Origin of the sequence: Aquihabitans sp. G128 (assembly GCF_019048865.1) — a bacterium.
Taxonomy (GTDB): domain Bacteria; phylum Actinomycetota; class Acidimicrobiia; order Acidimicrobiales; family Iamiaceae; genus Aquihabitans.
This window is the reverse complement of sequence record NZ_CP077604.1, coordinates 2,672,729-2,699,678: the sequence shown is the minus strand read 5'-3', so window position 1 is coordinate 2,699,678 and position 26,950 is coordinate 2,672,729. Positions and strand designations below refer to the sequence as shown.

Below are 26,950 nucleotides of genomic sequence, written 5' to 3'. Positions count from 1 at the left end.
AACGAGGAGCCCGAACCCGTGCCCAGCCCCGTCACCCACCTCACCACCGAGCAGATCGACGCCTTCGGCGCCGAGCTCGACGACCTCCGCCGCCGCACCGTCGCCGACCTCGGCGAGCGCGACCGCGAGTACCTGGAGAAGGTCGTCCGGGCCCAGCGCGGCTTGGAGTTCGCCGGCCGCGCCCTGCTGTTCGCCGGCTTCCTGCCGCCGGCCTGGGTCGGCGGCGTCACCGCCCTCTCCCTGTCGAAGATCCTCGACAACATGGAGATCGGCCACAACGTGATGCACGGCCAGTACGACTTCCTCCAGGACCCGGCCTTCGACGGCAACACCTTCGAGTGGGACACCGCCTGCCCGGCCGACCAGTGGCGCCACAGCCACAACTTCCAGCACCACACCTTCACCAACATCCGAGGCAAGGACCGCGACATCGGCTACGGCATCCTGCGGATGACGGAGGAGCAGAAGTGGAAGGCGAGCGACCTGGGCAACCCGGTCTACGCCTTCCTCCTCGCCACCTTCTTCCAGTACGGCGTGATGGCCCACGACCTCGAGCTCGACCAGGTCGTGGCGGGCAAGAAGGACTGGTCCGAGACCGCCGAGCTGCTGCCGGAGATGGGCAAGAAGCTGGGCAGCCAGACCCTCAAGGACTACGTGCTGTTCCCGCTGCTGACCGGCCCGTCGGCGCCGCTCACCTTCATGGGCAACATGACCGCCAACCTGGCCCGCAACCTGTGGACCTTCACCATCATCTTCTGCGGCCACTTCCCCGACGGCGTGGCCACGTTCACCCAGGAAGAGGCCGACGAGGAGAGCCGCGGCGGCTGGTACCTCCGCCAGCTCCTGGGCTCGGCCAACATCACCGGCTCGAAGCTGTTCCACGTCATGACCGGCAACCTGAGCCACCAGATCGAGCACCACCTCTTCCCCGACATCCCCGCCCACCGGTACCCGGAGATGGCCGTCGAGGTCCAGGAGATCTGCGAGCGCTACGGCCTGCCCTACAACTCCGGCGGCCTCGCCCAGCAGTTCGGCTCCGTGGTGGCCAAGATCTGCAAGCTGGCCCTGCCGTGGAGCGGGTCGCCCACCGGCCGCCCTGCGGTGGAGCCGGCGGTCCAGCCGGTGGTCGAGGTGCCCCGGCCCGGTTCGGTGGGCACCGTGCCCACGCCGAAGCTGCGGGCCGTGGCCTGACCTACTCGAGGCGGGTGCCGGCGAGCTGCTCGGTGAGCCCGTCGGCGGCCTTCGACCCGATGCGGTTGAACAGCACCTGCAGGATCGGGTCGCCCAGCTTGAGCGGACCGGTGAGCGTGAGGATCGCCTCGTAGGTGACCACGCTGCCGGTGCCCTCGGGGACGACGGTGATGGTGTCCTGCGAGGTGACCCAGCTCTTGGGCGCCTCGGCCTGCACCCGTCGCCCCACCCGGTCGTACGCCTTGACGGTGTAGGTGAAGGTCTGTCCGGAGGCGTCGAGCTCGTAGCTGGCGCCCTCGCCCGGCCCGTCGCCCCGGACCTGCTTCGCCGACTTCGTGCCCGGGTCCCACTCGGGGAAGTTGCGCAGGTCCGCCAGGTAGTCGAACGCCTCGTCGGGGCTCTGGTCGGTGCGGACGCGCATGCGGTACTTGGCCATGGGCCCGGCCCTACCCGCAGCCGGCGATCGCGGTCACCGGCAACGCGCCCGTCACCGACCGGCCTCCGGGCCGACACGGGGCACCGGTAGGTTCGCCGCCGTGGCTCGACCAGGCGTCCGACGCATCGTCCCCCTGACCTTCGGGTGGGAGCACATCCCCAAGAGCATCTCGGTGCACGGGGCGCCGGAGTCGGTGCGGCTGCGCGAGCCGGTGCCGGGGATCCTGCTCGAGGTCGATGGCGGCTGGTTCCTGCTCGACACCGGGTTCAACACGCCGATCCTGCTCGACGAGCAGCTGCGGCGGCGCATGGTCCACATGGGGATCGAGGACGAGCTGGTGGGCACCGTGGGCGACACCATCGAGCGGGCCTTCGAGCACGTCGGCGTGGACCCGGCGGACGTGGTCGAGGTCGCGGTGAGCCACCTGCACTACGACCACGCCGGCGGCATCCGCTGGTTCGCCGAGCACGCGCCGATCCACTGCCAGCAGCGCGAGCTCGACCACGCCCTGGCCCAGCGGGCGCCCGAGCCGCAGGCCCTGTGCCGGGTGGACTTCGACGACCACCGGATCGACTGGCGGTTGGGCGACGGCGACGTGGAGCTGGCGCCCGGCATCACCGCGGTGGCCACCTACGGCCACACGGTCGGCCACCAGAGCTTCGTGGTGGACCTGGCCGACGGCGGCGGGTTCGTGTTCGCCTTCGACGCCGCCGACCTCCAGGAGAACCTCGACGGCGAGCTGGCCCCGGGCTCGGTGGCCACCGGCGACGTGGCCGAGGCGGTCGAGTCGATCCGCCGGCTCAAGGCCATCGCCGCCGAGAAGGGCTACCGGGTGATCCCCGGCCACGACCCCGTGGCCTGGCCGGCGTTCACCGCGGAGATGGGCTGCCAGGGCCCGACCGAGCCCGGCCGGCTCCTCGACCCCGGAACCGCTCGCCGGCCCGACGGGCACTGACCGGCCAGCCGTCGGGCCGCAGCTGGGTGGGGTAGATGCCCCGGTCCCCCGAGCACAGGTAGGCCACCGCGCAGGCCACCCCGGCGGGCGCCACGGCCCCGCGGCCGAAGAGCTCGAACGCCATCACCGTGCACGCGACCGGGGTGTTGGTGGCCCCGCCGAACACGGCCACGAAGCCGATGGCGGCGCCCGCCGCCGGGGGCAGGCCCAGGGTCGGCGCCAGGGCGCCGCCGAGGGTGGTGCCGATGACGAACAGCGGCGTCACCTCGCCGCCGATGAAGCCCGAGCCGAGGCAGAGCGCGGTGAACGCCAGCTTGAGCAGGGGCACCTTCCAGCCGACCGGGTCGCCGGCGAGGGCGTGGTCGATGAGCGGCAGCGACAGCCCCAGGTAGCTCCGGCCCACGAGCGCGACGGCACCGACGACGAGGGCGCCGCCCACGGCGGGGCGCAACGGCGGCCAGGGCAGCTGTCGGGCGCCGGCGCGGACGAGGTCGGTGGCCGCCACGAACGCCACCGCCGCCAGGCCGAACGCCACCCCGGCGAGGGCGGCGCGGCCGAGCAGCGCGGCGTCGATGCCGACGTGCAGCTGGGGTCGGCGGGGGTGGTGGTGGCCGAGCGCTCGGACCACCCGATCGCCGACCAGCGCCGCTGCGCCGGTGGCGAGCACGCGATGGAGGGCTGCTGGGTCGCGGAAGCCGGCGAAGAGCAGCGGCCGCGACCGTCGCTCGCCGGAGGGGCGGTGCCACGTGACGCGCTGGACCTCGAGGCCGAAGGCGAGGCCGGCCAGCGGGACGCCGAACACGGCACCGAAGCCGCCACCGATGGCGGCGGTCAACAGCACCCGGCGGTCCTCGTGGCGCAAGCCGAGCTGGCGGGCCAGGGCGTCGGTGAGCGAGCCCGACATCTGCAGCGCGGTGCCCTCGCGCCCGACCGAGGCCCCGAACAGGTGCGAAGCGACCGTGCCGACGGCGACCATCGGGGCCATGCGGCGGGGGACCCACGCGGTCGGCTGGTGGACCTGGTCGAGGAGCAGGGCGTTGCCCTCGGCCGCCCGGCCCCCGAAGCGCTGGTACGCCCAGCCGATGGCCAGCCCGGCGACCGGGAGCAGGTAGAGCAGCGCCGGGTGGTCGAGGCGGAGGTCGGTGGCTGCGTCGAGGCCCGTGAGGAACGCCCAGCAGGCCAGGCCGGCCAGCACGCCGGACGCGGCGCCGAGCGCCGCCCAGCGGGGCAGGGCCCGGAGCGACTCGAGCGTGCGGGGTGCTGCGGCGGTGGGCTCGGGGGTGTTCGGGGACATGGCGCTACCTCGGTCTCGACGGTGACATCGACCTGGTAGGGACCGTCAGCCCGGGGGTGGGCGGTTGCGGCGAGCCCCATCGCCGTGGCCCGACCCTAGCGGTCGGGCTCCGGTCCACCGGGGCTCGGCGCCCCGTTGGGACATGCCCCCTGGGGGTATAGCCTGGCCCGGTCCGCCACGCCGAGGAGCTCGCCATGTCGACCGTCGCCACCTACGCCGTCTCCGGCATGTCCTGCCAGCACTGCATCGACTCCGTCACCGCCGAGGTCGGCAAGCTCGATGGCGTGGCCCAGGTCGACGTCGACCTCGGCGCGGGCACCGCCACGGTGACGAGCGCCGCGCCGCTCGAGCTCGACGCCGTGCGCGAGGCGGTCGACGAGGCCGGCTTCGACCTCGCCGACCCGCCGCTCGTCAGCTGACGCCCACGTCCACGAAGTCGTCGCCGGCCTCGTAGTGGGTGCCGTCGCCGGCCACCGGCGCCACGGCGCCCTTGAAGGAGCCGACGGCCGGTCGGCGCGAGCCGGTGAGGGTCAGCGGTCGGGACGTGTAGGCCGTGCCGTAGTTGAAGTCCCACAGCCGGTCGGGGCTGGAGCCGGCGCCGAACCAGGCGATGTCGGTCTCCTGCGGGCTCTGGCCGATGCACCGGCACGTCACGGGCGTGAAGCGGCCGTCGATGGTGAGCGCCGTGGACGTGTGCGCCCCGCCGGCCCCGGTGAAGTTCCACAGGCGGTCGGCGCCGGTGCCCGGCGTGTAGAGGATGACGTCGTTGTAGCCGTCGTGGCTGAAGTCGCCGGGCACGAGGGTGTAGTCGCCGTCGATGGTGAGGGGGCTCTTGGTGATCGACTCGTCGTCGTTGAAGTCCCACAGCGAGTCGGCGGCGGCGCCGGGCCCGTAGAAGAGGATGTCGCTGATGCCGTCGAACGACGGCGAGGCCTGGCCGGCGAAGAAGGCCACCGCGGTGCGGGCGTCCTTGGGGACCGACAGTGGGATGGCCTTGTAGAGGAAGTCGTCGCCGGAGCTGGTGACCTTCCACCACGAGGCGGTGCCGGTGCCGGGGCTGTACCAGACGACGTCCTGGGCCACGTCGTCGGAGAAGTCGCCCACCAGCGGCGTGTAGGTGCCGTTGATCGTCAGCGACGTGGTGGTGATGGTGCCGTCCTCGTTGAAGTCCCAGAGCGAGTCGGCAGCGGTCCCCGGGGCGTACCAGAGGATGTCGTCCTTGCCGTCGTTGTCCGCGAAGGACCCGACGAGGGGCGTGTAGGTGCCCGAGACCGAGACGGCCATCGAGCTGAAGGTGCCGTCGCCGTTCGAGCGGGAGATGAGGTCGCCGCCGGCGCCGGGTGTGTAGAAGAAGATGTCGTCGAAGTCGCTGCCCACGAAGTCGCCGGTGAGCACCTGGGCCCCCGGCAGCGTGAAGCCGGGACCGGCGGTGACGGTGCCGTCGGCGTTGGTGAAGCGGATCTGGCCGTCGCCGTAGGGGCCCTTGGTCCCGGTGGGCGCCGCCGACGAGGCGGCCCCCGGCGCCGCGGCGCCGACCGCCAGCGCCACGACGGCGCACAGCGCTGCCACGATCTGCTTCTTCCCTGCCCGCATTCGCCCGCTCCCGTGCTCGTGGAACCCGATCGGTCCGTGCGCATTCTGCAGCGCGCCACGGCCTCCTGCGAGTCACCCACGGTGGTGGCCCGTGGGGGGACGTGTTGACAGGGGGCGTTGCGATGGCTTTCTCTACTGCGCGTGCCCAAGCCACTGGTGATCGTCGAGAGCCCGGCCAAAGCCCGCACCATCGCGGGCTTCCTCGGCGACGACTACCACGTCGAATCGTCGGTGGGCCACATCCGCGACCTGCCCTCCAAGGGCCTGAGCATCGACGTCGACCACCACTTCACGCCCACCTACGAGGTGCACGCGCCGAAGAAGGACGTCATCAAGCGGTTGAAGGCGCTGCTGAAGGACGCCGACGAGCTGTACCTCGCGACGGATGAGGATCGCGAAGGGGAGGCCATCTCCTGGCACCTCCTGCAGGTCCTGCAGCCCAAGGTCCCGGTCAAGCGCATGGTGTTCCACGAGATCACCCGCTCGGCCATCGAGCACGCGGTCGACAACTGGCGCGACATCGACGAGGGCCTGGTCGACGCCCAGGAGACCCGGCGCATCGTCGACCGGCTCTTCGGCTACCCGGTGTCCGAGGTCCTGTGGCGCAAGGTCAACGCCGGCCTGTCCGCCGGCCGGGTGCAGAGCCCGGCGGTGCGGCTGGTGGTGGAGCGCGAGCGCGAGCGCATCGCCTTCAACCCCGCCGACTACTGGGACCTCGGCGCCACCTTCGCCACCGACCCCGCCTTCGGTGCCACCCTGGTGCAGCTCGACGGCAAGCGGGTGGCCAGCGGCCGCGACTTCGACGACGCCGGCAACCTGGTCCGCGACGTCACCGTGGTCGACGAGCCCACCGCCCGGGGCCTGGCCTCGGCGCTCGGGTCGTCGAGCTTCGCGGTGCGCAGCGTCGAGGAGAAGCCGTTCACCTCGCGGCCCAAGCCGCCGTTCATGACCTCCACCCTCCAGCAGGAGGGCGGTCGCAAGCTGCGCATGACCTCGGCCCAGGTCATGCGGGTGGCCCAGGACCTCTACCAGAACGGCTACATCACCTACATGCGGACCGACAGCACCACGCTGTCGGAGACGGCGCTCAACGCCGCGCGCACCCAGGTGCGTGAGCTCTACGGCCCGGAGTACGTGCCGGCCGCGCCCCGCACCTACGACCGCAAGGTCAAGAACGCCCAGGAGGCCCACGAGGCCATCCGCCCGGCCGGCGAGTCGTTCCGCACGCCGGAGCAGCTGGCCGGCGAGCTGCGCGCCGACGCGCTGCGGCTCTACGAGCTGATCTGGAAGCGCACCGTCGCCTCGCAGATGGTCGACGCCCGGGGCCAGTCGGTCTCGGTGCGCATCGGGGCCACTGCCGCCGACGGCCGCGACGCCGAGTTCGGCGCCTCGGGCCGCTCCATCACCTTCCCGGGCTACCTGCGGGCCTACGTCGAGGGCACCGACGACCCCGATGCCGCCCTCGACGACCGCGAGACGCTGCTGCCGGTGCTCACCGTCGGCCAGGACCTGCCGTCGCCCGAGCTCGAGGCCAAGGGCCACACCACCTCGCCGCCCGCCCGCTACACCGAGGCCTCGCTGGTGAAGCGCCTGGAGGAGCTCGGCATCGGCCGGCCCTCCACCTACGCCTCGATCATGCAGACCATCCAGGACCGCGGCTACGTGTGGAAGAAGGGCTCGGCCCTCGTCCCCACCTGGACGGCCTTCGCGGTGATCAACCTGCTCGAGCAGCACTTCGGCGACCTCGTCGACTACGCCTTCACGGCCCGCATGGAGGACGAGCTCGACGGCATCGCCGGCGGCACGCTCGACCGCGAGCCGTGGCTGAACCAGTTCTGGTTCGGCGACGAGGCCGGCGAGCAGCCCGCCGAGCTGGCCGACGTCTCGCCCGGTGCCCCGGGGCTCAAGCTCCTGGTGGAGCAGGGCAAGGAGGACATCGACCCCGCCGAGATCAACGTGGTGGGCCGGTTCGTCACGCCCGACGGCGAAGAGATCCTGGTGAAGCCGGGCAAGTTCGGCCCGTACCTCAAGAAGGGCGACGACTCCGCGTCGATCCCCGACGACCTGGCCCCCGACGAGCTCGACGTGTTCAAGGCCATCGAGCTCCTGGCGGCCGGCAACGGCGACCGCGTGCTGGGCACCGACCCCGAGAGCGGGCTGGACGTGCTGGCCAAGGCCGGCCGGTTCGGGCCCTACGTGCAGGTCGGCGAGATGCCCGAGGGCAAGGGCAAGATCAAGCCCGAGGACAAGCCGAAGACGGCGTCGCTGTTCAAGACCATGACCGTCGAGCGCATCACGCTCGAGGACGCCCTCCAGCTCCTGTCGCTGCCTCGGGTGGTCGGCACCGACCCGTCCGACGGCAACGAGATCCTGGCCATGAACGGCCGCTACGGGCCGTACCTGAAGAAGGACTTCATCGACGACAAGGGGGGCCACCAAGTCCGAGACCCGCTCGCTCGAGACCGAGGAGCAGATCTTCCAGGTCGACCTCGAGAAGGCCCTCGCCATCCTCGCCACGCCCAAGCAGCGCCGGGGCCAGACCGCGGCGGCCCCGCTGCGCGAGCTCGGTGTCGACCCCGTGTCCGAGAAGCCCATGGTCCTGAAGGACGGCCGCTTCGGGCCCTACGTGACCGATGGCGAGACCAACGCCTCCCTGCGCAAGGGCGACGAGGTCGAGACCATCACCGACGAGCGGGCCAGCGAGCTGCTGCAGATCCGTCGCGACGCCGGTCCCGCCAAGAAGAAGAAGGCGGCCAAGAAGAAGGCGCCGGCGAAGAAGAAGGCAGCCGCCAAGAAGGCGCCGGCCAAGAAGTCCCCCGCCAAGAAGGCGACGGCGAAGAAGGCCCCGGCCAAGAAGAGCGCGGCGGCCAAGAAGGCGGCGGCGGCCGTCGACGCGGTGGCCGAGGCCACCGCGCTGCCCGACGACGACGCCCCGTTCTGACCGCCGGCCGCTCGGTCCCGTCGGTCCGGCGGCCGCGAGCGGATGGGTAACGTCGGTCGCCATGGGTCGGTTCGTGGTGTTCGAGGGGGGCGAGGGGTCGGGCAAGTCCACCCAGGCCGCCCTGCTGGCCCGGCGCTGGGGTGCCGAGCTCACCTTCGAGCCCGGTGACTCCGAGGTCGGCGCCCGGCTCCGGTCGATCCTCCTCGATCCGGCCACCGGCCACCTCGACCCCCGGGCCGAGGCGCTGCTGATGGCCGCCGACCGCGCCCACCACGTGGCCACCCGCATCCGCCCCGCCCTCAACCGGGGCCGCGACGTCGTGTGCGATCGCTACGTCGGCTCGTCGATCGCCTACCAGGGCTACGGGCGCGAGCTCGGCGCCGACGCCGTGGGCGCCCTCTCGGCCTTCGCCACCGACGGCCTGGTCCCCGACCTGGTGGTGCTGCTCCACGTGGAGCCCGAGGTGGCCGCTTCTCGGTTGGCCGCCGCCGGTGCGCCCGATCGCCTCGAAGCCGCGGGCGACGAGTTCCACCGTCGGGTGGCCTCCGGCTTCCTCCACCAGGCCGCCGAGGACCAGGAGCGGTGGGTGGTCGTCGACGGCGACGGCTCGGTCGACGAGGTGGCCGAGCGCGCCACCGCGGTCGTCAACGCCCGCCTGCCCGATCCGGTGGCCGGCCCGTGAGCTCCGTCGACCTCGGGCGCGCCAGCGCGTGGGACGACGTCGTGGGCCAGGAGCCGGCGGTGGCCCTCCTGCAGGGTGCCTCGGGCGCCGGCGCCGTGCACGCCTGGCTCTTCGTCGGGCCGCGCGGCTCGGGCAAGCGGGCGGCGGCCCGGGCGTTCGCCGGGGACCTGCTGGCCATCGACCTCGACGAGGCCGGCGACGTCGACGGCGCCACCCGCACCCGGGCGCTGGCCCGCGCCGAGCAGCACCCCGACCTCATCGTCGCCGAGCGCACCGGCCCCTCGATCTCGGCCGAGCAGGCCCAGCAGATCGTCGAGCGGGCCAGCCGCTCGGGCATCGAGGGCCGCCGCAAGGTGCTGGTGCTCGACGAGTTCCACCTCGTCCAGCCGGCGGCCGCGGCCAAGCTCCTCAAGACCATCGAGGAGCCGGCGGCGGGCACGTTCTTCATCGTGCTGGCCGATTCGCTCCCCCCGGAGCTCATCACCATCGCCTCGCGGTGCATCCGTGTCGACTTCGTGGCCGTGGCCCCGGCGGTCATCACCGCTCGGCTGGAGGCCGAGGGCATCGACCCGGAGCGGGCGGCCGAGGCCGCCTCTTTCGCTGGCGGCGACCTCGACCGGGCCCGCCTGCTGGCCACCGACGAGCGCCTCGCCCTGCGCCTGGCGGCGTGGCGAGACCTGCCCCGCCGCCTCGACGGCAGCGGCGCCACCGCCGCCGCCGCCGTCAGCGACCTGCGCGCCACCATCGACGACGCCCAGGCCCCGCTCAAGGACCGCCACGAGGCCGAGGTCCTGGAGATGGCCGAGCGCATCGAGCGCTACGGCCAGCGCGGCTCCGGGGCCAAGGTGCTCGAGGAGCGCCACCGCCGCGAGGCTCGGCGCCTCCGCACCGACGAGCTGCGCATGGGCCTCGGCTCCCTGGCTGCCACCTACCGGGACGAGCTGGCGGCCGCCGACGACCCCTCGGCCGCGCTGGCCGGGCTGGAGGCGGTCCACCAGGCCGTCGAGGACCTGCTGTTCAACCCCAGCGAAGAGCTCTACCTGCTGGCCCTCGCCCTGAAGCTGCCCACGCTCACCAGGTAGGCCACGCCCAGGGCGAGCACCGGGTGGCTGATGGAGGCGAAGCGGGGGTTGCCGTAGGTGATCGTGGCCGTGACCACGACCAGCGCGACCGGCACCAGGGCGAGCAGCGCCACCCGGCCCCGACGGCGCACCAGCAGCGCCAGCCCGGTCACGCCCACGAGGGCCATGCCCGCCTCGATGGGCCGAGCCACGAGCTGCCAGCCGTAGCGACGGGACTCCTCGGCGTCGCGCCGGGCCAGGTCGCGCGGATCCCAGAGGGACCACACCCGAGCCTGGCGGGCGGCCACCACGAGGGGGAGGCGGCCGGCGTGGTGGCGGGCGTAGGCCAGGCCGGCGTGCTGCTGGGCCGAGGCGAGCTCGGCCTCCGGCGCGCCGGCGGGGACGCCCACGGCGGCCACGCAGGGGAACGACCAGCTGCCGAGGTCCGGGCCGCCGTAGACCTGGGCGCAGTTCGAGCCGGCCAGGACGCTGCTCGGGGAGAGCGTCGAGACCGTGAAGGCATCGACCTCCCGGTGGTTGCGCCACGCCCACGGCACCACGACGACGGCCGCCAGGAGCACCACGACGGCACCGGCGGCCACCCGGCGGAGCCGCGCCACGTCGGGGGCCCAGGCGAGGGCGGGCACCGCCACGAGCGGGAGCAGGAGCAGGAGGTCCTGGCGGCTCAGCGCGGCCACGCCGCACAGGAGGCCGAGGGCGACCACGCGACCCGCCCGGACGCCGTCGGTAGCGATGCGGTGGCCGACCACCACCGCCGCCAGCACCAGCGGCACCGTGGCGCTCTCGCTCATGGCGGCGCCGTCGACGGCCAGCAGGATCGGGTCGACCGCCACGATGGCGGCGGCGAGCAACCCGGCCCGGGCGCCGAGGGCTCGGCGACCGAGCACGCCGGCGAGGGCGACGGTGGCCGCCCCGGGCACCACCCCGGCCAGCCGCACGGAGGTCGGCCCGCCGCCGAAGAGCCACTGCCACGCCGCCTGGTACGCCGGGTACACGGGCGGGAACCCGGCGGTGGGCACCGTGCGCTCGGCGAACAGGCTGGTGGGCACCACGTAGCCCTTGCCGTCACCGATGGCCCCGCCCTGCAGCGTGTACCAGACGGCGTCCAGGCCCGGCTTGGTGTGGGCCACCACCAGCAGCACGTAGGCGGCCCGCAGCGCCACGCCGAGCGCCACCAGCAGGCCCAGCTGCACCAGCCACCGTCGGTCCGGGGCCTCAGCAGGAGCCGGGGCGGGCGGTACGGGCACCGGGGCAGGTTAGGGGCGACGCCCACCAACGAGCTTGGCCTGGGGCCGGTGCCGTCGGGTACGGTGACCGTTCCCACGCCCGGGTAGCTCAGACGGCAGAGCAGCTCACTCGTAATGAGCAGGTCAGGAGTTCGATTCTCCTCTCGGGCTCCAAAGGTCCTCTGCCCAGCTGCTCTGCGGCGGGCTCATCGTCATGAGGTGGGCCGAGGAGCTCGATTCTCCTCTCGGGCTCCAAAGGTCCTCTGCCCAGCTGCTCTGCGGCGGGCTCATCGTCATGAGGTGGGGTGAGGAGCTCGGTGCTCCTCTCGGGCTCCAAGGATCCTCTGCCCAGCTGCACTGCGGTCAGGCGATGCGGCAGGTGAGCACGGCGATGTCGTCGCCGGGATCGGACGAGCCGGTGCGGTCGGCCAGCAGGGCGTCGGCCAGGTCCTGGGCGGCGTCGGTCCGGCGCCGGGCGGCGGTGCCCGACAGCCGTTCGAGCCCGAGGTCGATGGAGGCCCGCCGCTCCTCGACGAGGCCGTCGCTGCAGAGGACGAGGGTGTCGCCGGGGCCGAGCTCGATCGGGGCCTCGGACCGAGGCTCGCGCACCCCGATGGGGCCGCCCGATGCCGCTTCGAGGTACCGGCTGGCACCGGCCGCGGTGACGAGCAGCGGCGGGATGGCGCCGGCCGAGAGGTAGGTGGCCCCCCCGCGCGTCGGCGTCGAGCCGCACGGCCACCCACGCGCTGCAGAAGACGTTGGGCAGGGAGGCGCACGTGCGGTCGAGCGTGCCGGCCACGCCAGCGAGCGAGGCGCCCTGGTGGACGAGGGCGATGGTGGCGGCACGGAGCTGGCCCATGGCGATGGCGGCGTCGGCATCGTGGCCGACGATGTCGCCGATCACGAGGGTGAGGCAGCCGTCGGGCCCCTCGATGGCGTCGTAGAAGTCGCCGCCGAGGCCGACGTCGGTGTCGAGGGACCGGTAGGCGGCGCCGAGGTCCCACCGGGTGCTCGCCGGCAGGGTGGCGGGGAGCAGGCGGCGGTGGAGGTCGACGGTGAGCCGCCGGTAGCGCACGTCGGTCTCGATCTCGGCGCTGACGGCCTCGGCCAGGGCGCGCAGCGTGGTCACGTCGGTGGCCGTCCAGGCGTGCGGAACGGTGTCGATGGCGCAGAGGCTGCCGAGCGTGTGGCCGGCCGGGTCCCGGATCGGCACACCGCAGTACGCCGCCACGCCCAGGTCGGTGACCGCGGGGTGGTCCCGGAACTCGGGGTCGGCCGCAGCGTCGTCGATCACCAGGGCGTCGTCGGACAGGACCACGTAGCGGCACAGCGAGTGCGAGAGCGGGGTGCCCCGGTCGTCGGCCGCTTGGCCCCGCATCCCGATCTGGGCAGCGAAGAACTGGCGCCGCTCGTCGACCAGCGAGACGAGGCACACGGGCGCCCCGGTCAACGAGACGACGAGCTCGGCGATGCGGTCCAGGTGGGGCCGCGGCGGGCCGTCCATGACCCGGCAGGCGCTGAGGGCGGCCAGTCGAGCGGCATCTCCAACTGGCTCCTTCACCGTGGGGAACCTACCTGGCGGGCTGGTTCCCGCCCCCGTTGGGGTCCGCGCCCCAGAGACGCCGGCGCCCGGCGTCCGTACGGTCGACCCCATGCCCGAGCCGAGCCCGGTCCCCATGCCGCCCGTCCGCCCCGGGCCGGGCCCCGGCCCGGTGCCCATGCCGCACTCGACCCCGCCACTGGGCCCGCCCCCGACGGAGCCGGTGTTCCCCTACGCCGAGGCCCGGGCGGCGATCCGGGCGATCGACGCCCTCCTCGACGACCTGCACCGGGCGTCCACCCAGCACCGCCACCTCACCGGCGAGCTGATCCTGGGAGGCACGTTCAGCGGGACCGCCCGGGGCCGGTTCGAGGACCGGGTGATCGAGGCCGGCCAGGAGGTCGCACCCGGTTGCACCGCCGCTCTGCAGGTCGACCGCGACTGGCTCGTCCACGCCATCGCCGCCGCCGACCTCCGCCAGCACCAGTACGAGACCGACCTCGCCCGCTGGAAGGCGAAGCGGGACGCGCCCGAGCCGGTGGTGGCGGCATGACCGACGGCGGCGTGCTCGGCGCCGACCCGGCGGTGCTCGACGCCTACGCCGTGGACGCCAGCGGGGTGCTCGACCTGACCGACCACTCGACCACCGCGTACGGCGTGGCCTGGCTGGCGCTCACCACGGCCCCGGCGTCGCCGCCGCTCGGTGCGCCGTGCTCGATCCAGGGGCGGGTCAGCTCGGCGGTCTCGGACCTCCGCGCCGCCTCCACGAGCGTCCAGGGCTACGCCGACGCGCTGCGGGCCCTCGATGCCGACGCCGATGGCGAGCTCGACAGCGGCGAGCTGCCCGACCTGACCTACCTCGACCTGTTCCTGCAGCTGCGGCAGGAGCACCAGCCCCACGACACCGTCCACCTCGACCTGAGCTCGCCGTTCTTCCTCAGCACCGCGCCGGAGACCCCGGCCGAGCGCCTGGCCCACCTCAAGCGGGAGACCGATCGGCTCTACGAGCTCTCCAAGGACCTGGTCGACGTGAACAACGACGGCTCGAACGGCGAGCCCCGGGAGATCCGGCTGAACCTGAACGACCCCGGCATCCTCGAGGGCTACTCGCAGGAGGACGTCCAGGAGATCCTCCGCCTGCACGGCATCGACGGCGAAGACGGCCCGCTGCACTTCCTGGTCCACGGCTTCACCACCGGCACCGACCCGCTGGAGTCGGCCGGCCACCACGTGGCCACCCGCTACCACGAGCGGGGCGAGGACGACACCACGATCGTCACCGTCGACTGGGACTCCGGCAGCGGCCCGACCGACTGGAACGAGGCCCGGGGCAACGCCGACCCGGCGGCTGCGGCGCTCACCCGGATCTTCGACGCCCTGAACGCGTCGAACCCCGATGCCGACGTGAAGCTCTCGGCCCACAGCCTCGGTAACAAGGTCGCCCTCAACGCGCTGACGGACATGGCCGACGACGGCGGCTTCCAGGTGGACTACCTCGCCATCGAGCCGGCCATCCCGCGCTACGGCTACGAGGAGGATGCGAACGACTTCGGGGCGCTCGTGTCGGATCGCATCAAGACCCTCACCGTCACGGTCAACGACGGCGACGACGCCCTGAACAAGTACTTCGACTACGGCACCATCCACGCCCTCGGCGAGGCCGAGCCGGGCGACGACTCCATCCAGGACCTGATCGAGGCCCGGGACGACCGGGGCCTGAGCACCACGATCGTCGACCACGAGAGCGGCCTGGGCGACGAGCACGGCGAGGGCCACCTGAGCCTCGACCCGGACATGGAGCTCAACGACGACTCCGACAAGGAGCACGACGGCAACCCCCTGGACCACGTCTACGACGACCAGATCGGCCGCTGAGGCCACCCTCGTCATCGGGAGGCGACCGGTCTACGGTCCCGGCATGGCTGACGACGACGACGACGCCAGGCCCTGGGAGCCGCCCTTCGCCGGGACCGAGGTGGACCACGTGCTCGGGGCGTTGGACCGGCTCCGGACCACGTTCCGCTGGAAGGCCGACGGGCTCGACGCCGACGGGCTCGCAGCGCGGGTGGGCGCCTCCACCCTGACCCTGGGCGGGCTGCTCAAGCACCTGGCCCTGCAGGAGGACCACGCGTCCACGGCCCGCCTGCGCGGCGACCCGGTGGGCGAACCGTGGGCCAGCGCCCCGTGGGACGACGACGAGGACTGGGAGCTCACCTCCGCCGCCGACGACGCCCCGGAGCAGCTCTACGCCCTCTGGGACGGCGCGGTGGCCCGGTCCCGTACCCGGTTCGCTGTCGCCCTCGCGGCGGGCGGCATCGACCAGCCCACGAACCTGACCGCCCCGGACGGCACCCACGCCAGCCTCCGCCGCCTCCTCTGCGACCTGATCGAGGAGTACGGCCGCCACACCGGCCACGCCGACCTGTTGCGCGAGGCCGTCGACGGTCGCACCGGCGAGGACCCCCCACCCGGCTGGCGGCCGTCGTCCTGAGCCTGGCGGCGCGGCGGGTGGCTACCAGCGGGGGTCGGCGGCCAGGAGCTGCTCGAACTCGTCGAGCGGGAGCGGCTTGGCGAAGAGGTAGCCCTGGGCCAGCTCGCAGCCGGCCCGGCGCAGGTGGTCGAGCTGCTCCTGGCTCTCGATGCCCTCGGCGGAGATGCGCAGGTCGAGCGCCCGGGCCATGGCGACCACGGCGTCGACGATCTTCACCAGGCGCCCGCCGGCGTGGTCGATGGCCGCCACGAAGCTGCGGTCGATCTTGATCTGGCCCACCGGCATGCGGCCGAGGCGGGTGAGCGACGAGTGGCCGGTGCCGAAGTCGTCGAGCGCGACCTCGACGCCGAGCGCGGTGATCCGGTCGAGCAGGTCCACCGGCCCGTTGATGCCGACCGTGAGGGCCGACTCGGTGATCTCCAGGAGCAGGTCGTGGGGGTCCCAGCCGTGACGCATGCACAGCTCCTGCACCACGAGGTCGAGGCCGGGGCCGCTGAGCTGGCGGGCCGACACGTTCACGCCGAGCTGGAACGGCCGAGGGCCGAGGCGTCGGAGGACGCCGCTCAGGTCGCCGATGGAGCGATCGAGGACGTGGCGGCCGAGCGCCTCGATGGCACCGGTCTCCTCGGCGATGGCGATGAAGTCGTCGGGCGCCAGCAGCCCGCGCTCGGGGTGGTGCCAGCGCACGAGGGCCTCGGCGCCGACGATGCGACCCGAGCCGAGGTCGACCACCGGCTGGTAGTGCACGGCGAGCTGGTCCAGCGGGACGGCTCGGCGCAGGTCGGTCTCGACCTGGAGGCGCTTGGTGGCCGCTTCGCGCATGTCGGTGTCGAACCGCTCGATGCGGTTCCGGCCCCGCTCCTTCGCCCGGTACATGGCGGCGTCGGCGTCGCGCAGCCACGCGTCGCCGCCCTCGTGGCTGCCGGCGTGGGCGAGGCCGATGCTGACGGTGAGGTACACCTCCTGGCCGCCGGGCAGGACGAAGGGCTGCTCCAGTGAGGCGGCGACCTGGGCCGCCACCTCGGTCGCCTCGGCGCGGTCCTCGACGCCTTCGAGCAGGACCACGAACTCGTCGCCGCCGAAGCGGGCCACGGTGTCGCCGACCGCCAGGGTGGCCCGGAGGCGATCGGCGAAGGCCACGAGCAGCTGGTCGCCCACGCCGTGGCCCAGGCTGTCGTTCACGACCTTGAACCGGTCGAGGTCGCAGAAGAGCAGGGCCAGGCCCTCGTCGTGGCGGTCCCGCCGGGCCAGCGCGTGGTCGAGGCGGTCGAGCAGCAGCGTCCGGTTGGGCAGCCCGGTGAGGGCGTCGTGGAGCGCCTGGTGGGCCAGCCGGGCCTCGCTCTCCACCCGCTCCAGGGCGATGGCCACCAGGCTCGACGCCAGCTCGCCCACCCGCTGCTCGTGGCGGTCGGGGACGTGGGGGCGCTCGTAGGTGGTGGAGAGCGTGCCCACCGGCTCGCCGGTGCCGATGGAGACGATGGGCTGGCTCCACGCGGCGCCGACGCCGAGCTGGTGGCCCAGCTCCAGCAGCTCATCGAGGCTCTCGCCGTGCCCGTGGTGGTGGTCGAGGTCCGGCAGGTAGGCCGCGGCGCCGGAGGCGATGGCGACGTCGCACAGGCAGCGCGGCGGGGTCCTCGGCGGCGGGGCCATGAAGGCGTTGAGCACCTCCGGCGCCCGCCCGGCCCGCATGACCAGCCGATCCTGGTCGAGCAGGTAGATCGAGGACTGGCCGCCGATGCCGTTCTCCTCCACCAGCTCCACGCAGCGATCGAGCACGTCGGCCAACGGCGCCGCCCGGGCGATGAGCTCGAGCACCGCCGCCTGGCTCGACGCCAGCCGCTCGGCCCGCCGCAGCGCGGTGATGTTGCGCGTGGTGATGACCATCCCGCCGACGTCGGGATCGTGCAGGAGGTTCACGCCGGTCACCACGACGTCGACCCACGAGCCGTTGGCGCCTCGCATGCGCACCTCTTCGCCCAGCTCGACCCCCGGTCGCTCGAGGCCGGCTTGCCACGCGGCCGTCGCCCGCTCGAGGTCGTCCGGGTGGATCAGCGACAGCGGGTGCAGGTCCTCCCAGTGCGCCGCCGTGTAGCCGAGCGCCCGGTTCTGCCGGCCGGTGGAGAACAGGAGGTTGCCGTCGGCATCGGTGAGCGAGACGGTGTCGCTGATGTTGGCGAGCAGGCTGCGGTAGCGCCGCTCGGAAGCGGCCACCGACTCGCGGGCGGCGTGGAGGTCGGTGAGGTCGGTGGCCTGCACCACGGCGGTGACGGCGTCGACGTCGCCGTCGGTGGCGGTGCCGAAGATGATCACGGCGTCGATCGACGCCCACCGCTCAGTGCCGTCGCCCGTGACGACCGTGCCCTCGAGGTGCAGGCGGCGGGCCCCCTCGGCGGCCGCCACCATCGCCTGGGCGATCCCGTCGAGGATGTCGGCACCCAGGAACCGGCGGGAGTCGTGGCCGACGATCTCCGACGCCGGCAGGCCGATCAGCTCGGCGAGCGCCTCGTTGACCCGGACCCACCGGAAGCCCTGGGCCACGCCCATCGGGATGGGGGACCGCGCGAACACCTGCTCCCAGCCGCCGAGGGGGATCGGCGTGCCGTCGCTCTCGGTGTTGCCCGGCACCTGCTCCATGGCCCTCTCCCGACCCGAGGGGTGGTGACCCCGGCGCCACGATACGCCTCTCGGGGCCTGTCGTCGCCTGCCGAACCGGGTGCTGCGCACGGCCCGCACCCGGTAGGTTGGCCCGATGGCCGACCAAGCGACCTTCGCGGAGCAGGCGATGCCCCTCATGAGCTCGCTCTACTCCGGCGCCCTGCGGATGACCCGCAACCCGGCCGACGCCGACGACCTCGTCCAGGAGACCTACCTCCGGGCCTACCGCGGCTTCAAGGGCTTCCAGGAGGGCACCAACCTCAAGGCCTGGATGTACCGCATCCTCACCAACACCTACATCAACTCCTACCGGGCCAAGCAGCGCCGGCCGGAGGAGTCCGAGCTCGACGAGGTCGAGGACCTCTACCTCTACAAGCGGCTCGGCGGCCTGGAGGCGGCGAGCCTCGGGCGCAGCGCCGAGGACGAGCTGATGGACACCTTCAGCGAGGCCGAGGTGAAGGCCGCGGTGGAGGCCCTGCCGGAGTCGTTCCGCATGGCCGTGCTCCTCGCGGACGTCGAGGGCTTCTCCTACAAGGAGATCGCCGAGATCCTCGACATCCCGATCGGCACCGTGATGAGCCGGTTGCACCGGGGAAGAAAGGCGCTGCAGAAGGGGTTGTTCGACTATGCCGTCACCCACGGGCTTGCCGATGAGCCCTCCGATCCCGAGCCCGTGACGGCCGCTCCGGCGACCGAACGCTGACCAGGAACCTCCCATGGCTGATTGCAACAAGACGCTTCGAGAGCTCTACCAGTACCTCGACGGGCACCTCACCGAGGACGACCGGAGCCACATCCAGCACCACCTGGACGACTGCTCGCCGTGCCTCGAGGCGTTCGACTTCGAGGCCGAGCTGCGCACGGTGGTGCGCAACCGGTGCACCGACCAGGTGCCCGATGCGCTGCGGAACCGGATCGCCCAGGCCATCGAGGCCGAGGGCTGATCCCACCGCCCGCCGGCCCGGCCGCCCCGACTGGCGGGGGCAGGTCCACCCGACCATAGGATGCCCCCCATGCTGTTCGCCCAGGTCTGGCACTTCTGGATCGCCCTCCCGCTCGTGTTCGGAGCCGTCCTCTTCGTGCTCGCCACGATCGTCGGGTACCTGAACAAGGTCGTCCGCCCCAAGTACCCGCCCCGCGGCCGGAGCTGACCGTGGGTGCGGTCGACTGGGGCCTGGCCGAGAAGGTGGCCGTGCGCGCCGCCGGCCGTGAGCCCTTCGCCGACTCGTACCACTACGCCTCGCTGTCCACCGACTTCGAGGAGCTGACCTCGCTGGCCGAGGACCAGGTCGCCGCCGCCACCGGCCTGCGCAGCCTGTCGGGCAACGCCCGGGCCCGCGTCACCGACCGCCAGGGCTGGGTGCGGGCCAACATCGCCTCGTTCCAGCGCCTGCTGCGACCCATCACCGACAAGCTCGACGCCCTCTCCACCAGCCCGCTCGCCCCCGTGGCCAGCCGGGTGGCCGGGGCCGAGATGGGGATGATGCTCGGCTGGATGTCGAGCCGGGTGCTCGGCCAGTACGACCTGCTGGTGGTCGAGGACGAGAACCCCGACGACCAGGACATCGTGTACTACGTCGGGCCCAACATCCTCGGGCTGGAGAAGCGCTTCGCCTTCCCGCCGCGGGAGTTCCGCCACTGGCTGGCCCTGCACGAGGTCACCCACCGCGCCCAGTTCACCGGCATCCCCTGGATGCGCCAGCACTTCCTGGGCCTCGTCCAGGAGACCGTCGGCTCGGTCGACCCGGACCCGAAGCACCTCACCGATGCGCTGGGCCGCCTGGCCGGCGACCTCCGCTCGGGCAAGAACCCGCTCGACGACGGCGGCATCATGGCCATCCTCGCCTCGCCCGAGCAGCGCCTGGTGCTCGACCGCGTGGCCGGCCTCATGAGCCTGCTCGAGGGCCACGGCGACGTCACCATGGACCGCGCCGGCGCCGACCAGATCCCCAGCGCCGAGCGCTTCGGCCAGGTGCTGCGCCAGCGGCGCCAGCAGGGCAACCCGGCGGCCAAGCTGCTGCAGAAGCTCATCGGCCTCGACGCCAAGATGAAGCAGTACGAGCAGGGCGAGGCGTTCATCGAGGTCGTCGAGAAGCACGGCGGCACCGAGCTGCTCGACGTCGCCTGGGTCGACCCCGGCAACCTGCCGAGCATCGCCGAGATCCGCGACCCCGACCTGTGGATCGCCCGGGTCGGCCCGGTCGTCGCCGCCTGAGCCCGGCGCGCCGCCGCCGACCGTGAGCTCCCCGGTCGAGCCCCGCACGTCCGGCACCCTCGACCTCGGCGCGCCGCTCGTGGCTGCGCTGGCGGCCCGCTGCCCCTTCCCGCCTCCGGGCACGCCCGTGACCGTGGCGGTCTCCGGCGGCGCCGACTCGCTGGCGCTCCTGGTCCTGGCCGTGGCCGCCGGGTGCGAGGTGGTGGCGGTGCACGTCGACCACGGGATCCGGGCCGGCTCCGCGGCCGAGGCCGAGGTGGTGGCCGACGTGGCGGGGCGCCTGGGTGCCGGGTTCCGCGCCGAGCAGGTCGTGGTCGCCCCGGGCCCCAACCTCGAGGCCCGGGCCCGTGCAGCGCGCTACGGCGTGCTCCCGGCGGACGTGCTCACCGGCCACACCGCCGACGACCGCGCCGAGACCGTGCTGCTGAACCTGGCGCGCGGCGCCGGCCCGGCCGGCATGGCGGGCATCCGGCGCAGCCCGCGGCGCCCGCTGGTCGACGTGCGCCGCCAGGAGACCGAGGCGCTGTGCGCGGCGCTCGGCCTGCTCCCGGTGCAGGACCCGTCCAACCTCGACCCGGCGTTCCTGCGCAACCGGGTGCGCCACGAGCTGCTCCCGCTGCTGGCCGACCTCGGCCGCCGCGACCCCGTGCCGCTCCTGGTGCGCCAGGCCGAGCTCTTCGCCGAGGTCGACGACGCCCTCGTGGCCCTGGCGGTGCTGGTCGACCCCACCTCGGCGGCCGACCTGCGCGCCGCCGCCCGGCCGGTGGCCGGGGCGGCGATCCGGGCCTGGCTGCTGGCCGCAGGCGTCGGCGACGGCCACCCGGCGGAGGCCGCGGCGGTCGACCGCGTCCTCGCCGTCGCGGCAGGCGACGCAGTGGCCTGCCAGGTGGCGGGCGGGTGGCGGGTGGCCCGCACCGCCGGACGGCTGCGCCTCGAACCGCCGGACCGCCCGGCCTGACCGGCCTGACCAGGCCCGACGGCGCCGTGAGCCTCCCCGGTCGGGTTGGGGACCGTGGCCGCTTCTGCAATGCTGCCCGCCATGGCTGATGGTGCCGTCCCGTACGCCGACGATCCGAACATCGGCGAGGTGATCGTGAGCGCCGAGGCGCTGCAGGCGAGGATCGCCGAGCTCGGCGCGCAGGTCACCACCGACTACGCCGGGCGGGCGCCCCTGCTGGTGGGCGTGCTCAAGGGGGCGTTCCTCTTCATGGCCGACCTCGCCCGCCAGATCGACCTGCCGGTCGAGTTCGACTTCATGGCCGTGTCGTCCTACGGCAACGCCACCAAGTCGAGCGGCGTGGTGCGCATCGTGAAGGACCTCGACCTCGACCTCAGCGGTCGGGACGTCCTCATCGTCGAGGACATCATCGACAGCGGCCTCACGCTGGCGTACCTCCGCAAGAACCTGCTGGCCCGCAACCCGAACAGCGTCGAGGTGTGCGCCCTGCTGGTGCGCGAGGGCCTGCAGAAGACCGACACCGACCTGCGCTACGTGGGCTTCGAGATCCCGCCGGACTTCGTGGTGGGCTACGGCCTCGACGTGAGCGAGCGCTACCGCAACCTGCCCTACATCGCCGCCTACACGGGAGCGGGATCGTGACCGACGCCGAAGAGCCCACCACCACCGTCGACACCGCTCGCATCGAGGCCGCGGTGCGCGAGATCCTCGAGGCCATCGGCGAGGACCCCGAGCGCGACGGCCTCCTGGCCACGCCGGGCCGGGTGGCGCGCATGTACGCCGAGATCTGCTCCGGCCTCCACGAGGACCCCACCCGGCACCTGCGCACCACCTTCGAGGCCGACCACGACGAGATGGTCATGGTCCGCGACATCCCGCTGTACTCGCTCTGCGAGCACCACCTGGCCCCCTTCATCGGCAAGGCCCACGTCGCCTACATCCCCAACGGCGACGGCCGGGTGATCGGCCTGTCGAAGTTCGCCCGGCTGATCGACGGCTACGCCAAGCGGCCCCAGGTCCAGGAGCGCCTCACCAGCCAGGTGGCCGACGCCCTCCAGGCCAGCCTGGAGCCCAAGGGCGTGATGGTGGTCATCGAGGCCGAGCACCTCTGCATGTCCATGCGGGGCGTGAAGAAGGCCGGCTCGTCGACGGTGACCTCGGCGGTGCGGGGCTTGTTCCGCACCAACGTGGCCACGCGCGAAGAGGCCATGCGCTTCGTCCAGAACCGCTGATCCGGGCGCGGGCCACAGGTCCCTGACCTGCCCCGATGCTCGATTTGACGGGGCCGGTAACCTTTCCTCCCGTGCATCCGTTGGTCATGGGGGTCCTGAACGTCACCCCCGATTCGTTTTCCGACGGGGGACGGTTCTCGGACGCCGAGCGGGCCATCGCCCACGGCCGGGCCCTGGTGGCCGAGGGCGCCGACATCGTCGACGTGGGCGGCGAGTCCAGCCGGCCCGGGGCCGACCCGGTGGCCGAGGCCGACGAGCTGGCTCGCGTGCTGCCCGTGATCGAGGCCCTCGCCGGCGAGGTGCGGGTCTCGATCGACACCGCCAAGCCCACCGTGGCCCGGGCTGCGGTCGCGGCCGGCGCCTCGCTGGTCAACGACATCACCGCCTCGCTGCACGAGGTCGCCGCCGAGACCGGGGCCGGGTGGGTCGCCATGCACATGCAGGGCCAGCCGCGCACCATGCAGGTGGCGCCCACCTACGACGACGTCCTGGTCGAGGTGCTCGCCTACCTGGTCGAGCGGGCCGAGGCGGCCTTCGAGGCCGGCGTGGCCGAGGTGTGGATCGACCCGGGCATCGGGTTCGGCAAGACCCCGGCGCACAACTGGGCCCTGCTGGCGGGCCTCGACGACCTGGTGGCCACCGGCTGGCCGGTCGCCGTCGGCACCAGCCGCAAGGGCTTCCTCGCGGCGGTGCTGGCCGAGGCCGACGGCGCCCCCGAGCCGATCCCCGCCGGCGATCGCCTGGAGGGCTCGGTGGCCACCGCGGTGGCGGCCGCTGCCGCCGGCGTCGGCCTGGTGCGGGTCCACGACGTGGCGGCGACCGTCGCCGCCCTGCGGACGGTGGCGGCGTGAGCGCCCCACGAGGTCCGCATCCGCGAGGGGCGACGACGCCCCCGATGAACGAGGTCGATGACGTGAACGAGGAGACGCAGACGTGGCGGTGAAGGGCAAGTGGGCCCAGGGGATCGAGCCCCGGAACTTCCGATGGGTCATGAAGGACGCCCTGGCGGTGTGCGAGCGGCCGGGCGGCTACGGCTCGAACCACCGCCGCGTGCGGCGCCAGGAGGAGATCATCTGGGTGCGCGAGCAGGGCTTCGCGCCGGTGATCTCGATCGTGCCGTCGCCGGCCAACCTGCACAACTACGACGAGCTGGGCGTCAACTGGCAGCACCGCCCGTTCGGCAACCACGACGACGCCGCCACCTACCTCCTGGCCTTCTACCCGGAGCTGCGCGACCTGCTGGCGGCGGGCAACAAGGTGCTGATCCACGGCGAGGAGCTGGGCGACCGGCTGTCGGGGATCATCGCCGGCTACCTCGTGTGGGCCGGCCTGCTGCCCACCGGGCCCAAGGCCATCTCGCTCACCGAGCGCCTCGTGCAGCGCCAGCTCGGCCCCCAGGGCCGTGAGCTGGTGACCATCGCCCTCGGGTTGCCCCGGGCGTCGTCTTGAGCCCTGCGGCGCCCGACGTCATCGAGCTGCGCGGCCTGGAGCTGGTCGGCATCTGCGGCGCGCTCCCCGAGGAGCGCGTGCGGGCCCAGCCCCTGCAGGTCGACCTCGACGTCCACGCCGACCTCTCGGCCGCCGGCGCCTCCGACGCCTTGGCCGACACCGTCGACTACGGCGCCCTCTGCGACGCGGTCGCGGCGGTCGTCGCCGCCGGGACCCCGCAGCTGCTCGAGCACCTCTCGGCGGTGATCGCCGACGCCGTGCTCGCCGTCGATCCCCGCATCGACGCCGTCACCGTCTGGCTGCGCAAGCTCCGGCCCCCGGTGCCCCACGCCCTCGCCACCTCCGGCGTGCGCATCCACCGCGCCCGATGACGCGAGCGTTCCTCTCGCTGGGCTCCAACCTGGGCGACCGGCGCAAGTACCTGCAGGAGGCCGTCGGCTCCTTGGGCGCCTCCATGGGCACCGCGGTGGTGGCCGTCTCGCCCGTCTACGAGACCGATCCCGTGGGCGGGCCCGACCAGGGCCGGTTCCTCAACCTGGTGGTCGAGCTCGACACCGACCTCACCGCCCGCCAGCTGCTGGCGGCCTGCCACCGCCTCGAGTCGGGCGCCGGCCGGGTCCGGCTCGAGCGCTGGGGCCCGCGCACCCTCGACGTCGACATCCTCTGGATCGACGGCACCACCGTCGCCGAGCCCGACCTCGAGGTCCCGCACCCGCGCATGTTCGAGCGCCTCTTCGTGCTGGCGCCGCTGGCCGACCTCGCTCCGGAGCTGGTGGACGCCGACGTCATGGACCGAGCCCAGGGCCAGGTCCACCCCGCCGGCCACCTCGAGGGCTGGGAGCCGGCCGACGGGTGACGGTCGCGCCCCGCCTCCGGGTGATCGGCCCCGGGCGGGCCGGCCGCTCGCTGGCCGCCGCCCTGCAACGAGCCGGGTGGGAGCTCGTCGGCCTCCTGGGCCGCGACGACGACGTGGCCGGCGCGCTCGACGGCACCGACCTGCTGGTGGTGGCCACGCCCGATGCCACCGTGGCCGAGGTGGCGTCGAGGGTCCAGCCGAACGAGCGGGCGGTGGTGGCGCACCTGGCCGGGAGCCTGGGCCTCGACGTCCTGGCCCCGCACCGGCGGGTGGCCGCGCTGCACCCGCTGGTCTCGCTGCCCGACGCCGAGGTGGGCGCCCGGCGACTGGCCGCCGGCGCCTGGTTCGCGGTGGCCGGCGACCCGCTGGCCGTGCGGGCCGTCGCCGACCTCGACGGTCGGTGGTTCGAGGTGGCCGATGCGGACCGGGCCGCCTACCACGCCGCTGCCGCGGTGGCCTCGAACCACCTGGTGGCCCTCATGGGCCAGGTCGCCCGCATCGCCGGCGGCATCGGCGTGCCGGCGGAGGCCTACCTCGACCTGGCCCGCGCCACCCTCGAGAACGTCGCCGCCCTGGGCCCCGAGGCTGCGTTGACCGGCCCGGTCGCTCGCGGCGACTGGCCCACCGTCGCCCGCCACCTCGCCGCCCTCGACGCCTCCGAGCACGACGCCTACCGCGCCCTCGCGGCCGCCGCCCGCCGCCTGGTCGACGGCCACGGGCTCCCTCCCGGCCTCTGACTAGCTTGTCGGCCATGCCCGAGGTGCACGAGACCATCGCCGGCTTCCGGGCGGCGCTCGAGCTGGCCCGCGAGGACGAGCGGGGCATCGGCTTCGTGCCGACCATGGGGTACCTCCACGAGGGCCACGCCTCGCTGATGCGCCAGGCGTCGGCCGAGAACGAGACCGCGGTGGCGAGCATCTTCGTGAACCCGCTGCAGTTCGCCGCCAACGAGGACCTCGGTGCCTACCCCCGCGACCTGGAGCGGGACCTGGCCCTGGCCGACGAGTGCGGCGTGGCCCACGTGTTCACGCCGTCGGTGGCCGAGATGTACCCGGTGCCGGTGCTCACGACGGTCTCGGTGGGCGGCGTCACCGAGCGCTTCGAGGGGGCGTCGCGGCCGGAGCACTTCGCCGGGGTGGCCACCGTGGTGGCCAAGCTGTTCTCGATCGCCGGGCCGTGCCGGGCGTACTTCGGCGACAAGGACTTCCAGCAGCTGGCCGTGGTCCGCCGCATGGTCGCCGACCTCTCGATGCCCGTCGACGTCGTCGGGTGCCCCATCGTCCGCGAGCCCGACGGGCTGGCCATGTCCAGTCGCAACGTCTACCTCACGCCGGCCCAGCGGGCGGCGGCGCCGGCGCTGCACCGGGGCCTGCAGGCTGCCGCCGCGGCGGCCGCCGACGGCGAGCGCAACGTCGACCGGGTGCGCGCCGCGCTCGCCGACGCGGTGGCCGCCGAGCCCGAGGCGACGCTGGACTACGCCGAGCTGGTCGACGCCCTCACCCTCGAGCCGGCCACCGTGGTGGGCGGCACCGAGCAGCGCCTCCTGGTGGCCGCCCGCTTCGGCACCACCCGGCTCCTCGACAACCTCGCCGTCGATCTCCCCTGACCGGCGCCGATTTGCCGCAGGGCAGGTTTGTACGGGCACAATGGCGGGGCTCCGAGACGGGGGCGACCGGCTCGCCGGCGCCCACCACGAAAGGACGTCAGCCATGCGCCGACGGATGATGAAGTCCAAGATCCACCGCGCCACGGTGACCGATGCGAACCTGCACTACGTGGGCTCGGTCACGGTCGACCGGGACCTGATGGACGCCGCCGACCTGGTGGAGTTCGAGCAGGTGGCGGTGGTCGACATCGACAACGGCGCCCGCCTCGAGACCTACGTCATCGAGGGGCCGCGCGGCACCGGCGACGTCTGCCTCAACGGTGCGGCGGCCCGCCTCGTGTCGCCCGGAGACAAGGTCATCCTCATCAGTTACGCCGACTACGAGCAGGCCGAGCTGGCCACCTACGAGCCGCGCATCGTGCACGTCGACACGGCCAACGCCATCGTCGACGAGGCAACCGCCACCGCGCTCGCCGCGCTGCACACGCCGGCGCCGCGCCGCTACGTCGAGGTCGACGCCATCCGCTGAGCCGATCGCCCACGGGTGT

The 26,950-nt window shown here is 73.4% G+C and carries 28 protein-coding genes, 1 tRNA gene, 2 pseudogenes and 1 riboswitch; of the genes and pseudogenes, 24 read left to right on the top strand and 7 right to left on the bottom strand.

The annotated features are described in order from the left end of the window. Positions 1-18 precede the first annotated feature (18 nt). Positions 19-1,191, top strand: coding sequence for an acyl-CoA desaturase (locus KSP35_RS12860; RefSeq protein WP_216995988.1), 1,173 nt, complete (start codon positions 19-21; stop codon positions 1,189-1,191). A gap of 1 nt (position 1,192) precedes the next feature. Here KSP35_RS12860 and KSP35_RS12855 read toward each other — a convergent pair whose 3' ends face one another. Continuing rightward, positions 1,193-1,627 carry an SRPBCC family protein gene (locus KSP35_RS12855; RefSeq protein WP_216995986.1) on the bottom strand — a complete coding sequence of 145 codons (435 nt, stop codon included), beginning with the start codon at positions 1,625-1,627 and terminating at the stop codon, positions 1,193-1,195. 100 nt (positions 1,628-1,727) lie between these two features. Here KSP35_RS12855 and KSP35_RS12850 point away from each other — a divergent pair, with 100 nt between their 5' ends. Continuing rightward, positions 1,728-2,582 carry an N-acyl homoserine lactonase family protein gene (locus tag KSP35_RS12850; RefSeq protein ID WP_216995984.1) on the top strand — a complete coding sequence of 285 codons (855 nt, stop codon included), beginning with the start codon at positions 1,728-1,730 and terminating at the stop codon, positions 2,580-2,582. Here KSP35_RS12850 and KSP35_RS12845 read toward each other — a convergent pair. Then, on the bottom strand, positions 2,497-3,876 hold the full coding sequence (locus KSP35_RS12845; protein WP_216995982.1) for a chloride channel protein: 1,380 nt from the start codon (positions 3,874-3,876) through the stop codon (positions 2,497-2,499). The genes KSP35_RS12850 and KSP35_RS12845 overlap by 86 nt on opposite strands. A gap of 29 nt (positions 3,877-3,905) precedes the next feature. Then, positions 3,906-3,969: riboswitch (Fluoride riboswitch) on the bottom strand. A 101-nt stretch (positions 3,970-4,070) separates the two neighbouring features. Here KSP35_RS12845 and KSP35_RS12840 point away from each other — a divergent pair. Then, a complete protein-coding gene (locus KSP35_RS12840; protein WP_216995980.1) occupies positions 4,071-4,295 on the top strand; it encodes a heavy-metal-associated domain-containing protein in 225 nt (74 codons plus the stop codon). Here KSP35_RS12840 and KSP35_RS12835 read toward each other — a convergent pair. Then, the gene (locus tag KSP35_RS12835) at positions 4,288-5,445 is read right to left on the bottom strand and encodes a hypothetical protein (RefSeq protein ID WP_216995978.1); all 1,158 of its coding nucleotides are present in this window, start codon (positions 5,443-5,445) and stop codon (positions 4,288-4,290) included. The genes KSP35_RS12840 and KSP35_RS12835 overlap by 8 nt on opposite strands. Positions 5,446-5,586: 141 nt before the next feature. Here KSP35_RS12835 and topA point away from each other — a divergent pair. From topA to KSP35_RS12820, 3 genes and pseudogenes are all read left to right on the top strand, one after another. Next, a pseudogene (gene topA / locus KSP35_RS12830) lies at positions 5,587-8,410 on the top strand (type I DNA topoisomerase). 61 nt (positions 8,411-8,471) lie between these two features. Further along, positions 8,472-9,092, top strand: a complete 621-nt coding sequence (gene tmk, locus KSP35_RS12825) for a dTMP kinase (RefSeq protein WP_216995976.1) — start codon at positions 8,472-8,474, stop codon at positions 9,090-9,092. Beyond that, positions 9,089-10,174, top strand: a complete 1,086-nt coding sequence (locus tag KSP35_RS12820) for a hypothetical protein (RefSeq protein WP_216995974.1) — start codon at positions 9,089-9,091, stop codon at positions 10,172-10,174. The genes tmk and KSP35_RS12820 overlap by 4 nt, the downstream gene beginning before the upstream one ends. Here the strand turns inward: KSP35_RS12820 and KSP35_RS12815 are convergent. Beyond that, positions 10,129-11,421: a glycosyltransferase family 39 protein gene (locus KSP35_RS12815; protein WP_216995972.1), complete on the bottom strand. Its 1,293-nt coding sequence runs from the start codon at positions 11,419-11,421 to the stop codon at positions 10,129-10,131. The genes KSP35_RS12820 and KSP35_RS12815 overlap by 46 nt on opposite strands. A gap of 77 nt (positions 11,422-11,498) precedes the next feature. Here KSP35_RS12815 and KSP35_RS12810 point away from each other — a divergent pair. After that, a tRNA-Thr gene (locus KSP35_RS12810) sits at positions 11,499-11,574 on the top strand. A gap of 189 nt (positions 11,575-11,763) precedes the next feature. Here the strand turns inward: KSP35_RS12810 and KSP35_RS12805 are convergent. Both KSP35_RS12805 and KSP35_RS25905 read right to left on the bottom strand, forming a co-directional pair. Next, a complete protein-coding gene (locus KSP35_RS12805; protein ID WP_216995970.1) occupies positions 11,764-12,279 on the bottom strand; it encodes a PP2C family protein-serine/threonine phosphatase in 516 nt (171 codons plus the stop codon). After that, positions 12,200-12,904 (bottom strand): annotated as a pseudogene (locus KSP35_RS25905) (PP2C family protein-serine/threonine phosphatase); the annotation flags it as partial. The gene KSP35_RS12805 and the pseudogene KSP35_RS25905, both read right to left, overlap by 80 nt. Before the next feature lie 148 nt (positions 12,905-13,052). Between KSP35_RS25905 and KSP35_RS12795 the strand changes: the two are divergent. The 3 genes from KSP35_RS12795 to KSP35_RS12785 are packed head-to-tail and all read left to right on the top strand — an operon-like array spanning position 13,053 to position 15,431. Next, the gene (locus KSP35_RS12795; protein ID WP_216995968.1) at positions 13,053-13,493 is read left to right on the top strand and encodes a hypothetical protein; all 441 of its coding nucleotides are present in this window, start codon (positions 13,053-13,055) and stop codon (positions 13,491-13,493) included. Beyond that, positions 13,490-14,815 (top strand): alpha/beta hydrolase, encoded by a 1,326-nt coding sequence (locus KSP35_RS12790; protein WP_216995966.1) that lies wholly within the window; start codon positions 13,490-13,492, stop codon positions 14,813-14,815. Before KSP35_RS12795 ends, KSP35_RS12790 begins: the two co-directional genes overlap by 4 nt. 43 nt (positions 14,816-14,858) lie before the next feature. Then, the gene (locus KSP35_RS12785) at positions 14,859-15,431 is read left to right on the top strand and encodes a DUF664 domain-containing protein (RefSeq protein WP_216995965.1); all 573 of its coding nucleotides are present in this window, start codon (positions 14,859-14,861) and stop codon (positions 15,429-15,431) included. 21 nt (positions 15,432-15,452) lie between these two features. On the opposite strand, the gene KSP35_RS12780 is transcribed toward KSP35_RS12785, so the two are convergent. Then, a complete protein-coding gene (locus KSP35_RS12780; RefSeq protein ID WP_216995964.1) occupies positions 15,453-18,065 on the bottom strand; it encodes an EAL domain-containing protein in 2,613 nt (870 codons plus the stop codon). Positions 18,066-18,180: 115 nt separating this feature from the next. Between KSP35_RS12780 and KSP35_RS12775 the strand changes: the two genes are divergently transcribed. The 14 genes from KSP35_RS12775 (at position 18,181) to panD (ending at position 26,931) form a co-directional block, all read left to right on the top strand. Continuing rightward, the gene (locus KSP35_RS12775; RefSeq protein ID WP_216995963.1) at positions 18,181-18,789 is read left to right on the top strand and encodes a sigma-70 family RNA polymerase sigma factor; all 609 of its coding nucleotides are present in this window, start codon (positions 18,181-18,183) and stop codon (positions 18,787-18,789) included. 13 nt (positions 18,790-18,802) lie between these two features. After that, entirely contained in the window at positions 18,803-19,030 is a 228-nt protein-coding gene (gene rsrA, locus KSP35_RS12770) for a mycothiol system anti-sigma-R factor (protein ID WP_216995962.1), read from the top strand. Positions 19,031-19,099: 69 nt separating this feature from the next. After that, positions 19,100-19,237 carry a hypothetical protein gene (locus tag KSP35_RS12765; RefSeq protein WP_216995961.1) on the top strand — a complete coding sequence of 46 codons (138 nt, stop codon included), beginning with the start codon at positions 19,100-19,102 and terminating at the stop codon, positions 19,235-19,237. 2 nt (positions 19,238-19,239) lie between these two features. After that, a complete protein-coding gene (locus KSP35_RS12760; RefSeq protein ID WP_216995960.1) occupies positions 19,240-20,301 on the top strand; it encodes a zinc-dependent metalloprotease in 1,062 nt (353 codons plus the stop codon). 22 nt (positions 20,302-20,323) lie between these two features. Further along, positions 20,324-21,259: a tRNA lysidine(34) synthetase TilS gene (tilS, locus tag KSP35_RS12755; RefSeq protein ID WP_216995959.1), complete on the top strand. Its 936-nt coding sequence runs from the start codon at positions 20,324-20,326 to the stop codon at positions 21,257-21,259. An 81-nt stretch (positions 21,260-21,340) separates the two neighbouring features. After that, positions 21,341-21,901 carry a hypoxanthine phosphoribosyltransferase gene (gene hpt, locus KSP35_RS12750; protein WP_216995958.1) on the top strand — a complete coding sequence of 187 codons (561 nt, stop codon included), beginning with the start codon at positions 21,341-21,343 and terminating at the stop codon, positions 21,899-21,901. Next, on the top strand, positions 21,898-22,491 hold the full coding sequence (gene folE, locus KSP35_RS12745; protein WP_216995957.1) for a GTP cyclohydrolase I FolE: 594 nt from the start codon (positions 21,898-21,900) through the stop codon (positions 22,489-22,491). The genes hpt and folE overlap by 4 nt, the downstream gene beginning before the upstream one ends. A gap of 35 nt (positions 22,492-22,526) precedes the next feature. Next, positions 22,527-23,342 (top strand): dihydropteroate synthase, encoded by an 816-nt coding sequence (gene folP, locus KSP35_RS12740; RefSeq protein WP_216995955.1) that lies wholly within the window; start codon positions 22,527-22,529, stop codon positions 23,340-23,342. An 82-nt stretch (positions 23,343-23,424) separates the two neighbouring features. Then, positions 23,425-23,940 carry a hypothetical protein gene (locus tag KSP35_RS12735; protein WP_216995953.1) on the top strand — a complete coding sequence of 172 codons (516 nt, stop codon included), beginning with the start codon at positions 23,425-23,427 and terminating at the stop codon, positions 23,938-23,940. Beyond that, complete coding sequence (folB, locus tag KSP35_RS12730) at positions 23,937-24,311, top strand: dihydroneopterin aldolase (protein WP_216995951.1); 375 nt, start codon at positions 23,937-23,939, stop codon at positions 24,309-24,311. The genes KSP35_RS12735 and folB overlap by 4 nt, the downstream gene beginning before the upstream one ends. Next, complete coding sequence (gene folK / locus KSP35_RS12725; protein WP_216995946.1) at positions 24,308-24,796, top strand: 2-amino-4-hydroxy-6-hydroxymethyldihydropteridine diphosphokinase; 489 nt, start codon at positions 24,308-24,310, stop codon at positions 24,794-24,796. Before folB ends, folK begins: the two co-directional genes overlap by 4 nt. Then, a complete protein-coding gene (locus KSP35_RS12720) occupies positions 24,793-25,533 on the top strand; it encodes a DUF2520 domain-containing protein (protein WP_216995944.1) in 741 nt (246 codons plus the stop codon). The genes folK and KSP35_RS12720 overlap by 4 nt, the downstream gene beginning before the upstream one ends. Before the next feature lie 14 nt (positions 25,534-25,547). Continuing rightward, positions 25,548-26,402 (top strand): pantoate--beta-alanine ligase, encoded by an 855-nt coding sequence (panC, locus tag KSP35_RS12715; RefSeq protein ID WP_216995942.1) that lies wholly within the window; start codon positions 25,548-25,550, stop codon positions 26,400-26,402. A 103-nt stretch (positions 26,403-26,505) separates the two neighbouring features. Further along, positions 26,506-26,931, top strand: a complete 426-nt coding sequence (gene panD, locus KSP35_RS12710; protein WP_216995940.1) for an aspartate 1-decarboxylase — start codon at positions 26,506-26,508, stop codon at positions 26,929-26,931. The last annotated feature ends 19 nt before the right edge of the window (positions 26,932-26,950 follow it).

Coding starts and splice junctions, on each gene's coding strand:
- KSP35_RS12855 (WP_216995986.1), bottom strand. CDS start 1,627: ATGGCCAAGTACCGCATGCGCGTCCGCACCGACCAGAGCCCCGACGAG.
- KSP35_RS12845 (WP_216995982.1), bottom strand. CDS start 3,876: ATGTCCCCGAACACCCCCGAGCCCACCGCCGCAGCACCCCGCACGCTC.
- KSP35_RS12840 (WP_216995980.1), top strand. CDS start 4,071: ATGTCGACCGTCGCCACCTACGCCGTCTCCGGCATGTCCTGCCAGCAC.
- tmk (WP_216995976.1), top strand. CDS start 8,472: ATGGGTCGGTTCGTGGTGTTCGAGGGGGGCGAGGGGTCGGGCAAGTCC.
- KSP35_RS12805 (WP_216995970.1), bottom strand. CDS start 12,279: ATGCCGACGCCGCCATCGCCATGGGCCAGCTCCGTGCCGCCACCATCG.
- KSP35_RS12795 (WP_216995968.1), top strand. CDS start 13,053: ATGCCCGAGCCGAGCCCGGTCCCCATGCCGCCCGTCCGCCCCGGGCCG.
- KSP35_RS12790 (WP_216995966.1), top strand. CDS start 13,490: ATGACCGACGGCGGCGTGCTCGGCGCCGACCCGGCGGTGCTCGACGCC.
- KSP35_RS12785 (WP_216995965.1), top strand. CDS start 14,859: ATGGCTGACGACGACGACGACGCCAGGCCCTGGGAGCCGCCCTTCGCC.
- KSP35_RS12780 (WP_216995964.1), bottom strand. CDS start 18,065: ATGGAGCAGGTGCCGGGCAACACCGAGAGCGACGGCACGCCGATCCCC.
- KSP35_RS12775 (WP_216995963.1), top strand. CDS start 18,181: ATGGCCGACCAAGCGACCTTCGCGGAGCAGGCGATGCCCCTCATGAGC.
- rsrA (WP_216995962.1), top strand. CDS start 18,803: ATGGCTGATTGCAACAAGACGCTTCGAGAGCTCTACCAGTACCTCGAC.
- KSP35_RS12765 (WP_216995961.1), top strand. CDS start 19,100: ATGCTGTTCGCCCAGGTCTGGCACTTCTGGATCGCCCTCCCGCTCGTG.
- hpt (WP_216995958.1), top strand. CDS start 21,341: ATGGCTGATGGTGCCGTCCCGTACGCCGACGATCCGAACATCGGCGAG.
- folP (WP_216995955.1), top strand. CDS start 22,527: ATGCTCGATTTGACGGGGCCGGTAACCTTTCCTCCCGTGCATCCGTTG.
- folK (WP_216995946.1), top strand. CDS start 24,308: ATGACGCGAGCGTTCCTCTCGCTGGGCTCCAACCTGGGCGACCGGCGC.
- panC (WP_216995942.1), top strand. CDS start 25,548: ATGCCCGAGGTGCACGAGACCATCGCCGGCTTCCGGGCGGCGCTCGAG.
- panD (WP_216995940.1), top strand. CDS start 26,506: ATGCGCCGACGGATGATGAAGTCCAAGATCCACCGCGCCACGGTGACC.